Below are 11,502 nucleotides of genomic sequence, written 5' to 3'. Positions count from 1 at the left end.
TTTGTTTTGTTTAAATAAAAAAACTCAAGTTAAAATACTTGAGTTTACTAGTCATGTTTGATTAAATAATCAACTAATGATATGGCTGCCCTTGTTAGATTCGAACTAACGGATGGCGGTACCAAAAACCGCTGCCTTTCCACTTGGCTAAAGGGCAAAATGGTGGAGGGGGAGGGATTCGAACCCCCGAACCGTGAGGAAGTGGGTTACAGCCACCCGCGTTTGGCCGCTTCGCTACCCCTCCAATTTACATTAGCAAGTTAAATTATATTATAAAAAAAATTATTTGTTAAAAAATAAAAAATAAATTCATTAATTAGCGTGAAAAATGAGCCACCGATATTTTGAATTTGTTTAATTATACATTTTGCATAATTTCTAATAAAAAAATATAAAAAAATAGCTCTACTTTTAGGAATAGAATAATTTATTATAAAATTACAATTTTATTTATATCTCTTCTTATTTTTTCTAAATCTTCATTAATTGATCGCATTAAATCTATTTCTCTTTGTGAAATAAGACCAGTTTTAACAAAAGATTCTAAAATTTCTGTTTTTTTAGATAACATTTGATTGTAGTAATATCCGGCTTCTTGATGTTTCACAATTTTTTTAACCACCGATATTTCAAGAGGAAGCTTTTTACTATATGCTATTTTCTCATACATTTGAATGTCATTTTCATTTAATTCAAAAGCTTTATATCTTTTATTGTTTATGTGAAAATAGTATTGTTGATCTGCACCAATCATAAAAGTTGCATCATTTTTTGATGTGACTTTTATTTTTTGATTTTTTTCATTTTTAGGAATATATTTTTTATTTTTAAATGTTACAATTCCATTAAAAATTTGTCTTTTAATTGGCAAATCAAAATAAGCTTCAAGAGTTGCGCTGTTTGGTTTTCTAAATTCATTTTTTTCAGAATCGGTAATTGATTTTCTTGTTTTTATATCATTAAGCATTGCAATAATTTCGCATCTATATTTATTAGCGTCTTGGTTTGTTTTAATATTTCTATCTTTTAAAAATATCGGAATTCTATTATGTGCAATTCTCCAAAAACTTTCTATATGTGGTTTTTCATTAGATACTGATGTTGTTATAAATTCAGTACCTAATTTTGTGACTGCATCATACAAAATAGCGCTAGATTCAAGGTTATTATGAAAATTCATTCTATTATCGCTAATCATTACTTTTGGTATCCCATATTTATTAATCATATCTTGAATAATAATTTGATAACCTTTTACTGATTCGGCTTTTTCGTCAAAATAAAGTGATAAAACTTTTGAAGTTGAAACATCGATACATGCAACAATTGTTCATAAGGTTTGATCAACATAAAAATGAATAGATCCATCAAGTTCAACACATTCGCCCATATTTACTAATTTTCTTTTTGAGATTATGGTTGGTTTTGCAATCTTTTCTTTAGGCAAAATATTTGGCTTATAAGGTATATATTTTTTTACAAAAGTTTTTTGTCTTTTTATTGTATTTTTATGAGCAAAAGCACTTAGAAATCCGCTTTGCGTAAGTCTTCTTGTTAATTGACTATATGATATTTTTACATTAGCTATTCTCTCATAAAACAAACGGTAAGACATATATGAATTACAAGAACTATTTTTTGTTCCAGCAATTAATTTTTCACTTTCGTATTTTTTTCCATAATTGATAATTAAATCATTACTGTAAATCTTTTTTCTATCGCCTCATTGATTGCCATGTGCTAAGTTAACCTCTTTTTTGCATAATTTAGCATTTCTTAATTTTTGTTTTAATCTTTTTATGGTTGATATTGAACATTTTGCTTTTAAAGATAATTGCTTATTTGTTAAATTAGAATATGTAGTTATAACATCTAATTTTCGTTTTCTATTTAATTGAAAATAGTTTAATTCTATTTCATGCATAATAAGACCACCTATAACATTTTACTATATATGTTAGGTGGCCCATTTTTGTTGCAATTTAACGTTATTTGTTAAAAAATAAAAAATAAATTCATTATCTTGTTGCCCAGTTTCTAGTGTTTTATATAAAAAAAGTTTAAAAAAATTACAAAAAAAATGTTTTTGGTATAATAAATTAGCAACTATGCAAAGAAGCATAAGGTTACGATATACCGAGCTTAGTTGTTCATCTTGGTTATCGAGAACTTATGCGGAGTGCTTCATATAATGAAGAAGGAGAACAAACAATGGCAAAATTAGAAATTAAAATCAAAGCCTTTGAAGCTAGTTTAGTAGATGATGCTGCTAAAAAGGTTATACTTCTAGCGAAAGCTGAGAAGGCTATGGTAAGTGGTCCAATTCCTCTACCTACAAGAAAAGAAATTGTTACCATTTTAAGATCTGTTCATGTTAACAAAAAATCTCGTGAACAATTCGAAAGCAGAACTCATAAACGTCTAATTGTTTTGTCAAATGTTAGCGAAACACTAATTGATAAAGCAAAAAGACTTGAATTGCCTGCTGGTGTTCAAATTAGCGTTAAATCTGTAGCATAATACAGATATTATTTTTTTTAAAAATATATACGTATATGTGGCACCGATTTTTTAAAAAAATGAAAGGATAAAAATGAAAGGAATCTTAGGAAGAAAAGTTGGAATGACTCAACTATTCACTAGCGAAGGTAAGTTAATACCTGTAACTATTGTTGAAGTTAAACCAAATGTTGTTACCAAAATTTTAACCGAAGAAAAAAACGGTTATATTGCAACACAACTTAGTTTAGAAGATAAGAAAAAATCTCAAATTAAGAAACCTGAAGTAAATTATTTCAAGCAAGCAAATACAACACCTAAGCGATTCGTAAAAGAAATCCGTAATATGGCCGGATTTAACTTAGGTGAAACATTAGATGCCTCAATTTTTGAAGGCGGAGATGTGGTTGATGTTACGGCTATTTCAAAAGGAAAAGGTTTTGCCGGAACCATTAAGAGATGAAACCAACATATTGGTCCTAAATCACATGGTGGTGGTGGTGGTTCGCAACCTATAAGACAAACCGGTTCTATTGGTGATATATCTGGTAATAGAGTTTGAAAAGGTATGACAATGCCTGGTCACCTTGGAGCTGAACAAGTTACAATTCAAAATTTAGAAATTGTAAAAACTGAAGCAGAAAATAACTTATTAATTATTAAAGGCAGCGTTCCTGGAGCGAAAGGCGCTTTGTTAGTTATTAAAAATGCTAAGAAATCAGTTCAAAAGAAAGCTGAAATTAAATTAGTTAATTTAAAAGAAACATTAGCAAAGAATGAAATTTTTGAACAAGCTAAGAAATATAATCTTGAATTAAATATGGATATGTCATTAAGCGAAATGAAGAAAGCTCTTGAAGAAGCTACAGAAGGGGATAAATAATTATGTCTACAATTGTTGATAAATACTATATCTCAGAAAAGTTTGATAAAGACCGAAACATATCATTTAATTTCAAAAAAGCAAAAGAAAAAGTTTCAGGAAATTTTGCTGAATTTATTGATGCCGTTAATGAATTCATTAATGTTAGCGAAAAATCTAAGAATAGTACTAGAGTATGATTTCACCGTAATGGAGCATATAGTGGTAGTGTTGATGTAGAAAAGGCTAGAATTATTGCTAACAGAGTTATTGAAGCTAAAGTTGAAAGCAAGGATGCTATCGAGTTTATTGAAAAAGAAAATTTAGTTGATAAACCAGCATCACCAGCTAAAAAAATGGAAGAAAGTGATTTTGAATTGCCAAAGAGTGTGTTTGGATTAGAAAAGATACATACTCAATCAGTTTTTGACGCTATTTTGGTAGAAAGAGGCTCAAAACGTCTGGCTACTCATAAGGTTAAATCACGTGGTGAAGTTAGTGGAACAGGCAAAAAACCATGACCACAAAAACATACAGGTAATGCTCGTGCTGGGTCATTAAGAAGTCCAATCTTTGTTGGTGGCGGTAGAGCATTTGGACCAACAACCGAAAGAAATTACAATCTTAAAATTAATAAAAAAGCTAGAAAAAATGCTTTATTCTCAGCATTAACAATGCTAGCAAATGCAAATTCTGTTTTAGTTAGAGAATACGAACTAGAAAGTATTTCAACTAGAGCCTTATTAGTTGAATTAAATAAGGATAATCTAATTGGATTAAACAATATTCTAATAGTTTCTTCAAATGAAACCATTTATAAATCGGCTAAAAATTTACCAAATGTTAATGTAAACAAGGTTACATCATTGTCAATCGAATCATTAGTAGCTGCTGATGTTTTAGTGATTAGCAAGGAAGATGTTAAGTTCTTAGAAGGGATGGCAAAATAATGAATATTAATCATGTTATTAAATATCCAGTTTTAACTGAAAAATCAGAAATTGCTAGATCTAATCAAAATGTCTATACATTTGTGGTTGACAGAAGAACAAACAAAATTGAAGTTAAAAAAGCTGTTGAATTTATCTTTGATGTTAAAGTTGAAAAAGTTAATATCATTAATTATGATAAAAAACCAGCTAAATTAGGTAGATTTGCAGGGTTTAAAAATGCCGTTAAGAAGGCTGTTGTGTTTTTGGACAAAGATTCAAAGATTGTTTTATTTGCTGAAGAAGCTAAAGAAGCAAAGAAGGCAAAAGAAACTGAAATGAAGTCTGAAAATGTCGAAACAGTTAAACAAATATCAGAAGCCGAACTAAAAGCAGCAGAAAAAATTAAAAGAGCTGCAGAAGCAAAAACGCAAAAGTCTGAAGAAAAAGCAGAAGAAATTAAGCAAGAAACAGAATCAAAATAATTAATCTCGATAAAACAAAAACTATAAGATTAATTTTTAAAAATAATAATTTAGATTCTTAAAAGATAAATATTATACAAACAAATATTTTTAAGAAATGGAGAAAAGAAGACAATGGCTATTAAAAAATTTAAAGCTTATACAAATGGTCGTCGTAATATGTCTTCTCTTGACTATCAAGCAAATTTAACTGGACATAAACCAGAAAAATCATTGCTTGTGGCACTTCCAACACATTCCGGAAGAAATAATCAAGGTAAAATTACAACTCGTCACCACGGTGGCAGATTAAAAAGATTTTATCGTATTATTGACTTCAAAAGATATAACAAGGATGGAATTGAGGCTATTGTTAAAACAATCGAATATGATCCAAACAGATCAGCCAATATTTCTTTAATTGTTTATCGTGATGGAGAAAAGAGATATATTATCAGTCCAAAAAATATTAAGGTTGGACAAAAAGTTATTTCAGGAGAACATGTAGATATACAAATAGGAAATAACTTACCACTTGGAAATATTCCAGAAGGTACATTTGTTCACAATATCGAATTACAACCTAAACAAGGTGGAATTATTGCTCGTTCTGCTGGTAGTTCAGCGCAAATTTTAGGTAAGGATGAATCAGGAAAATACGTTATCTTAAGACTAAAATCTGGCGAAGTGAGAAAAGTTCTAGGTGTATGCCGCGCTACAATCGGTGAAGTTGGAAATGAAGAACACTCATTAGTTAATATCGGTAAAGCTGGTAGAAATAGATTGAGAGGAATTAGACCTACAGTTAGAGGTTCAGCCATGAACCCTAATGATCACCCACATGGTGGTGGTGAAGGTAAACAACCTATTGGTAGAAAATCACCAATGACTCCATGAGGTAAAAAAGCTCTGGGTGTTAAAACTAGAGCAACTAAAAAATCATCTAACCAATTTATTATTAGAAGAAGAAAGGAAAGTAAATAATGTCTCGTTCATTAAAGAAAGCGCCCTTTGTTGATGATCACTTAATGAAAAAAGTGGTTGCTATTATTGAAAATAAAGCACCAAAGCGTCCAATCAAAACCTGATCAAGACGTTCAACAATTTATCCTGAATTTATTGGTTTAACATTTCAAGTTCACAATGGTCATGCATTTCTTGATGTCTTTGTAACAAATGATATGGTCGGCCACAAATTAGGTGAATTCGCACCAACAAGAACATTTAATGGTCACGGTGCTGATAAGGCTAAAGGAAAGAAATAATATGGCACAAATAGTTAAGGCATCAGTTAAAATGCAAAGAATTAGTGCGAGAAAAGCTAGATTAGTAGCAGATTTAATTCGCTATAAATCAGCTACACAAGCATTAATCATTTTGCAAACAACATACAAAAAGGCTTCAGAAATTATTCTTAAACTTTTAAATTCAGCGATTGCTAATGCGACAAATAATTTTGGTTTAGATGCTACTAAATTAGTAGTTTCAAAAATTTTAGTAAATGAAGGTCCTACATTAAAAAGATTTCAACCTCACTCACGTGGCAGAGCATACCCAATTTTAAAAAGAACTAGTCACTTTTATGTTGAATTAATGGAATTAAATACAGACGAACTAAATAAGGAGGCAAAATAATATGGGTCAAAAAGTTAATCCAAATGGTTTTCGTTTTGGTATAACAAAATCGCATAATACTGTTTGATATTCAGACAAGCAAGATTTTGCTAAGTTCTTATTAGAAGATCAAAAAATTTATGATTTCTTTGATAAAAAGGTTCGTGAATATTTAATTGGCAATGTTCAAATTAAGAGAAACCAAAACAGTAATATTATTGTTTATGTGTATACAGCTAAACCGGCTGCCTTATTAGGAACAAATGGTGATAATATTAAAGCTATAACATTAGCTCTTAAAAAAGAACTAAGAAATAAAAAAATTAATATTACTATTGATGTAATAGAACTAAAAAATCCCGACTTAAATGCAAGACTATTAGCAGAAGGCATTGCTGTTAAATTAGAAAATCGGGGAAGCTTCAGATTAGCACAAAAATTTGCTATCAAAAGTGCTATGAAAGCAGGAGCTAAAGGTATTAAAACCTCTGTATCTGGCCGTTTAAATGGTGTTGATATGGCTAGAACGGAAGGATATACCGAAGGTGAAATGAAATTGCATACTTTAAGACAAGATGTAGATTATGCTGTTGCTAAGGCTAAAACAACATATGGTATCTTGGGCATTAAGGTTTGAGTTTCATTAGGTGAAATTTTAGAAAACGGAAAAGCACAAGTTAGTGCTTTGGAATCAAATAAAACTGAAAGAAGACCGAGAGTTATTAGAAAGGGCGGTGAAAAACATGCTTCAACCAAAGAGAACTAAACATAGAAAAATGTTTCGTATCCGCCACGATAAAACTAAAGCACATCGTAATAACACAGTTTCATTTGGTGAGTTTGGTTTAAAATCAACCTCATCGGCATGAATCAGTGCAAGACAAATTGAAGCAGCTCGTATTGCTATTACTCGTCGTATGGGTCGTGAAGGTAAGGTTATTATCAAAATATTTCCACATATGTCAAAAACATCTAAACCTATTGGGGTTCGTATGGGATCTGGTAAAGGTAGTCCTGATCAATGATTTGCAGTTGTTAAAGAAGGAACAGTGATGTTTGAAGTTATGGGAAACCAAACTGATACTATGAAAGACGCTTTAAGATTAGGCGGTCATAAGTTGCCTGTTACTTGAAAAATTGTTTCTAGAGATGCTACATGTCAATCGGAAGGAGAAAAATAATTATGTCATATACTGAATTAAAGAAAAAAACAGTTGAAGAACTAAAAACTTTATTAGCAGAATTAAGAGCAGAATTATTTTCTCTACACTTCAAAAATGCGACTCGTCAATTAGACCAAACCCACAAAATTAATTTAGTTAAAAAAGATATTGCTAGAACCTTAACTGCTATAAATGCCAAAAAGGAAGAAGGAGATAAATAATGGAACAAGTTAGAGAAAATCATCGTAAGAAGCTTGTTGGAACTGTAATTAGTACTAAGAATGAAAAAACTATTACTGTTATGGTTGAAACATATGCAAAACACCCATTATACTCAAAGCGTTTCAAAGTATCTAAGAAATTTGCTGTTCATGATGAAAAAAATGAAGCAAAAATTGGTGATGTTGTTGAAATACAAGAAACAAGACCACTTTCAAAAACTAAACACTTTAGATTAGTTGAGATTAAATCACACGCTATCGGAGGAAACGAAAATGCTTAGTGAATTTTCGAGATGTAATGTAGCCGATAATTCTGGCGCCAAAGAAGTAATGATTATTAAGAACCTTGGTGGTTCGGTTGTAAGAAGCACAAATATTGGTGACATTGTTGTTGTTACTGTTAAAAAGGCAATCCCTAATGGTGTGGTTAAAGAAGGTCAAGTTTTAAAAGCAGTTATTGTTAGAACAAAAAGAGGCATTGCAAGAGAAAATGGTTCATACATTAGATTTGATGATAATGCTGTTGTTTTAATTAAAGAAGATGGTACTATGAGAGGTACTCGGGTATTTGGTCCTGTAGCGAGAGAACTTCGTGAAAAAGGATATTTAAAAATAATTTCATTAGCTCCGGAGGTTTTATAATGTCTCAAGCTAAAATTAGAAAAAATGATATTGTTTTAGTTATTTCAGGAAAAGAAAAAGGTAGATTTGCATCAGTTTTATCAACAAATGTCAAGAAACAAACCGTTGTTCTAAAAGAAATTAACATAAAAACCAAACACCATAAACCTTCACAAGAAAATACTGAAGGAAAAATTGAAAAGAAAGAATTTCCTATTCATATTTCCAATGTAGCATACCTAGCAAAAAAAGGTGCACAAGGCCAAAAGTCAATTGGAACAAAAATAGGATTTAAAGTTGATGCTAAGACCGGTAAAAAACAAAGAGTTATGAAAAAAGTTAATAAGGTTATATAAGTAAATAAGGAGAAATAGAAAATGGCTAAATTAGAATTAGAAAAAAAATATTTAGAGCAAGTTCGCCCTGAATTAGTTAAAGAATTTGGTTACTCATCAATTATGCAAGCTCCGCGTTTACAAAAAATTGTTATTAATATGACAGCCGGAAATGAAGTATCAAACTCAAAAGCTATTGAAGAGGTTATGGTTGAATTAAGCCAAATAACTGGACAAAAACCATATCAAACAGTGGCAAAAAAATCATTGGCATCTTGAAAATTGCGTGAAGGTATGCCAATGGGTGGAAAAGTAACATTAAGACGTGAAAGAATGTGATCATTTTTAACTAAATTAATTAATATTGCTTTACCTCGTGTACGTGACTTTAATGGTACAAGCTTAAAAAGTTTTGATGGTCGTGGTAACTATGCGATTGGTATTAAAGAAGAAATTATTTTCCCAGAAATTTCATTTGATAAAATTCGTAAGTTAAAAGGTATGGATATTATTCTTGTAACCAGTGCAAATTCAGATAAAGAAGCATTTGCATTATTAAAGAAACTTGGAATTCCATTTGCAAAAGGTACTAATTAAGGAGAATTTGTATGGCAAGAAAAGCGTTAATGATTAAAGCTGAACGTGAACCAAAATTTTCAGTTAGAAAATACACACGTTGTCAAATTTGTGGTCGTGTTCATGCAGTGTTACGTAAATATAAAATTTGTAGAATTTGTTTTAGAGAATTAGCACACGAAGGAAAGATTCCTGGCGTAAAGAAAGCGAGTTGATAATTATGGCTATTATTACAGACCCAATAGCAGATATGTTTGTTAGAATTAAAAATTCTATTTCAAGAAAGTATCATGAAGTTCTAGTTCCTCACTCAACTAAAAAAGAAAAAATCTTAGAAATTTTTACAAGAGAAGGTTATATTACTTCATATGAAATCATTACCTCACCCAAAGGTTTTAAAGAAATTAAAATTACTTTAAAATACAAAGGAATGAATCAAAATCTATCTGCAATTACAGATATTAAAAGAGTTTCTAAACCAGGTTTAAAAGTATATTCATCAGCTGACAAATTACCTCGTGTTTTAAGTGGATATGGTACAGCAATTATCTCAACATCAAAAGGTCTATTAACTGATAAAGAAGCAAGAAAAGCCAACTTAGGTGGCGAAGTTATTGCCTTTATTTGATAGAACTTACTTAGATTTAAGGATTTAAACTATGTCAAGAATTGGAAAAAGAGTTTTATCTATTCCTCAAGGTGTTGAAATAAATTTATCAAAAAACCATATTGTTATTAAAGGTAATTTAGGCCAATTAGAATATACATTTTCACCATTAATTTCTGTTATTATTGAAAATAATGAAATTAAAACTTTAAGAGCTAATGAAGAAAAAACTACAAAGCAATTGCATGGTACAACAAACGCTATTATTAGTAATATGTTAATCGGAGTTTCAAAAGGTTATAAAAAAGAAATCGAAATTAAGGGTGTTGGTTACAAAGCAACACTTAAGGGAAATGAAATCGAAATAATTGCCGGATATTCGCACAGTGTAGTTAAGGCAATTCCATCAAATCTAAAAATTGAGGTACCAAAACCAACTAATATTATAATTTCTGGTATTGATAAACAAGCTGTTGGAGAATTTGCTGCAAATATAAGAGATATTAGACGTCCAAGCCCATATTCAGGTAAGGGAATTATGTACAAAGATGAAGTTATTAGACGTAAGGAAGGAAAAACTGCTGCTAAGTAGTTAAAAAATAGGTAAAAAATTATGTTATCAAGAAATGAAAGACGTAAAGTTAAACATTTAAAAATTACTAATAAATTAGCAAAAGGTACTTCACAAAGACCACGTGTTGTTGTATTTAAATCATTACATAACTTTTATGCGCAAGCAGTCAATGATGAAACACATACAACATTAGCTTCATTTTCAACTAGACAATTATCTGAAAAAGGGAATAATATTGAGGCAGTAAAAATGGTAGCAAAGCAATTTGCTCTAAAACTAAAAGAAGTAAATGTTTCTGAAATCGTTTTTGACCGTTCAGGCTATATTTATCATGGTAAATTAGCAGCATTTGCAGACACATTAAGAGAAGAAGGGATTAAGTTCTAATGGCTGAAGAATTAAAGAAAGAAAATACTGAAGTAGCTAAGGAAACTAAGGTAGTTTCACCTATTAAAAAACCAGAAATAAAAGAAAATAATAAAGCAACTACTGAACGAAAAGCTTTTGCTCCCAAGAAACAATTTAGTGCAACTCCTGCAGCTAAGATTTTTGAAGAAAAAGTTATTGATATTGCCAGAGTTACAACCGTTGTTAAGGGTGGAAGAAGATTTTCATTTTCAGCATATGTTGTTGTCGGCGATAAAAAAGGTAAAGTTGGATTTGGACACGGAAAAGCAAATGAAGTTCAAGATGCTATTAAAAAAGCAGTTAAAGATGCACAAAAAAATGTATTCAACGTTCCTATAGTTAACGGAACCATTCCACACGAAATAAAAGAAAAATTCCTAGCTTCAAAAGTACAACTACGTCCTGCTCCTAAAGGTGCTGGTATTATTGCTTCTAATACAGTGCGTGCTGTTGTGGAATTAGCTGGTTATACCGATATTTCTACAAAAACATATGGTTCAAGAACAAAACACAATATTGTTCATGCCACAGTTAATGCACTTAAGAAGATTAAAACAGTTGAAGAAATTGCTAAACTACGTGACATTGATGTAAAGCATTTATTAGCTAAATAATATAATATTAAGGAG

20 protein-coding genes and 2 tRNA genes are annotated in these 11,502 nt (G+C 30.4%); 19 read left to right on the top strand and 3 right to left on the bottom strand.

The genetic code is table 4. The features are described 5' to 3' along the window. Window positions 1–82 precede the first annotated feature (82 nt). From ACT1UH_RS01745 to ACT1UH_RS01735, 3 genes are all read right to left on the bottom strand, one after another. Window positions 83–157 (bottom strand) — tRNA-Gln (locus tag ACT1UH_RS01745). Window positions 158–160: 3 nt separating this feature from the next. After that, window positions 161–244 (bottom strand) — tRNA-Tyr (locus ACT1UH_RS01740). A gap of 186 nt (window positions 245–430) precedes the next feature. Continuing rightward, window positions 431–1,924: a hypothetical protein gene (locus tag ACT1UH_RS01735; protein WP_444705170.1), complete on the bottom strand. Its 1,494-nt coding sequence runs from the start codon at window positions 1,922–1,924 to the stop codon at window positions 431–433. Window positions 1,925–2,211: 287 nt separating this feature from the next. Here ACT1UH_RS01735 and rpsJ point away from each other — a divergent pair, with 287 nt between their 5' ends. The 19 genes from rpsJ (at window position 2,212) to rpsE (ending at window position 11,487) form a co-directional block, all read left to right on the top strand. Beyond that, window positions 2,212–2,520 carry a 30S ribosomal protein S10 gene (gene rpsJ, locus ACT1UH_RS01730; protein WP_438340907.1) on the top strand — a complete coding sequence of 103 codons (309 nt, stop codon included), beginning with the start codon at window positions 2,212–2,214 and terminating at the stop codon, window positions 2,518–2,520. 73 nt (window positions 2,521–2,593) lie between these two features. Further along, window positions 2,594–3,382 carry a 50S ribosomal protein L3 gene (gene rplC / locus ACT1UH_RS01725; protein WP_444705169.1) on the top strand — a complete coding sequence of 263 codons (789 nt, stop codon included), beginning with the start codon at window positions 2,594–2,596 and terminating at the stop codon, window positions 3,380–3,382. Window positions 3,383–3,384: 2 nt separating this feature from the next. Continuing rightward, the gene (rplD, locus tag ACT1UH_RS01720) at window positions 3,385–4,311 is read left to right on the top strand and encodes a 50S ribosomal protein L4 (RefSeq protein WP_438340905.1); all 927 of its coding nucleotides are present in this window, start codon (window positions 3,385–3,387) and stop codon (window positions 4,309–4,311) included. Next, a complete protein-coding gene (gene rplW, locus ACT1UH_RS01715; protein WP_438340904.1) occupies window positions 4,311–4,775 on the top strand; it encodes a 50S ribosomal protein L23 in 465 nt (154 codons plus the stop codon). The genes rplD and rplW overlap by 1 nt, the downstream gene beginning before the upstream one ends. 114 nt (window positions 4,776–4,889) lie before the next feature. After that, window positions 4,890–5,738: a 50S ribosomal protein L2 gene (gene rplB / locus ACT1UH_RS01710; protein ID WP_438340903.1), complete on the top strand. Its 849-nt coding sequence runs from the start codon at window positions 4,890–4,892 to the stop codon at window positions 5,736–5,738. Beyond that, window positions 5,738–6,019, top strand: a complete 282-nt coding sequence (gene rpsS, locus ACT1UH_RS01705; protein ID WP_438340902.1) for a 30S ribosomal protein S19 — start codon at window positions 5,738–5,740, stop codon at window positions 6,017–6,019. Before rplB ends, rpsS begins: the two co-directional genes overlap by 1 nt. 1 nt (window position 6,020) lies before the next feature. Then, on the top strand, window positions 6,021–6,389 hold the full coding sequence (gene rplV / locus ACT1UH_RS01700; RefSeq protein ID WP_438340901.1) for a 50S ribosomal protein L22: 369 nt from the start codon (window positions 6,021–6,023) through the stop codon (window positions 6,387–6,389). Between the two features lies 1 nt (window position 6,390). Continuing rightward, window positions 6,391–7,134: a 30S ribosomal protein S3 gene (gene rpsC, locus ACT1UH_RS01695; protein WP_444705168.1), complete on the top strand. Its 744-nt coding sequence runs from the start codon at window positions 6,391–6,393 to the stop codon at window positions 7,132–7,134. Continuing rightward, window positions 7,112–7,549: a 50S ribosomal protein L16 gene (gene rplP, locus ACT1UH_RS01690; RefSeq protein WP_444705167.1), complete on the top strand. Its 438-nt coding sequence runs from the start codon at window positions 7,112–7,114 to the stop codon at window positions 7,547–7,549. Before rpsC ends, rplP begins: the two co-directional genes overlap by 23 nt. After that, window positions 7,525–7,752, top strand: coding sequence for a 50S ribosomal protein L29 (gene rpmC, locus ACT1UH_RS01685; protein ID WP_444705166.1), 228 nt, complete (start codon window positions 7,525–7,527; stop codon window positions 7,750–7,752). The genes rplP and rpmC overlap by 25 nt, the downstream gene beginning before the upstream one ends. After that, entirely contained in the window at window positions 7,752–8,033 is a 282-nt protein-coding gene (gene rpsQ, locus ACT1UH_RS01680) for a 30S ribosomal protein S17 (RefSeq protein WP_438340897.1), read from the top strand. Before rpmC ends, rpsQ begins: the two co-directional genes overlap by 1 nt. Then, entirely contained in the window at window positions 8,026–8,394 is a 369-nt protein-coding gene (rplN, locus tag ACT1UH_RS01675; protein WP_438340896.1) for a 50S ribosomal protein L14, read from the top strand. Before rpsQ ends, rplN begins: the two co-directional genes overlap by 8 nt. Next, window positions 8,394–8,729 (top strand): 50S ribosomal protein L24, encoded by a 336-nt coding sequence (gene rplX, locus ACT1UH_RS01670; RefSeq protein WP_444705165.1) that lies wholly within the window; start codon window positions 8,394–8,396, stop codon window positions 8,727–8,729. The genes rplN and rplX overlap by 1 nt, the downstream gene beginning before the upstream one ends. 21 nt (window positions 8,730–8,750) lie before the next feature. Then, window positions 8,751–9,305, top strand: coding sequence for a 50S ribosomal protein L5 (rplE, locus tag ACT1UH_RS01665; RefSeq protein WP_438340894.1), 555 nt, complete (start codon window positions 8,751–8,753; stop codon window positions 9,303–9,305). 11 nt (window positions 9,306–9,316) lie between these two features. Beyond that, entirely contained in the window at window positions 9,317–9,502 is a 186-nt protein-coding gene (locus ACT1UH_RS01660) for a type Z 30S ribosomal protein S14 (RefSeq protein ID WP_004417000.1), read from the top strand. 2 nt (window positions 9,503–9,504) lie between these two features. Next, window positions 9,505–9,915, top strand: coding sequence for a 30S ribosomal protein S8 (gene rpsH / locus ACT1UH_RS01655; RefSeq protein WP_438340893.1), 411 nt, complete (start codon window positions 9,505–9,507; stop codon window positions 9,913–9,915). A 28-nt stretch (window positions 9,916–9,943) separates the two neighbouring features. Continuing rightward, a complete protein-coding gene (gene rplF / locus ACT1UH_RS01650) occupies window positions 9,944–10,483 on the top strand; it encodes a 50S ribosomal protein L6 (protein WP_438340892.1) in 540 nt (179 codons plus the stop codon). A 21-nt stretch (window positions 10,484–10,504) separates the two neighbouring features. After that, complete coding sequence (rplR, locus tag ACT1UH_RS01645; RefSeq protein WP_438340891.1) at window positions 10,505–10,852, top strand: 50S ribosomal protein L18; 348 nt, start codon at window positions 10,505–10,507, stop codon at window positions 10,850–10,852. Further along, window positions 10,852–11,487, top strand: coding sequence for a 30S ribosomal protein S5 (gene rpsE, locus ACT1UH_RS01640; protein WP_444705164.1), 636 nt, complete (start codon window positions 10,852–10,854; stop codon window positions 11,485–11,487). Before rplR ends, rpsE begins: the two co-directional genes overlap by 1 nt. Window positions 11,488–11,502 lie beyond the last annotated feature (15 nt).

The sequence above is a fragment of the Mycoplasma sp. 332 genome, assembly GCF_052378275.1.
In the GTDB taxonomy this organism is placed as follows: Bacteria; Bacillota_I; Bacilli_A; order Mycoplasmatales; family Metamycoplasmataceae; genus Metamycoplasma.
The sequence above is the reverse complement of the archived record's forward strand: the minus strand, read 5'-3'. Positions and strand labels throughout refer to the sequence as shown.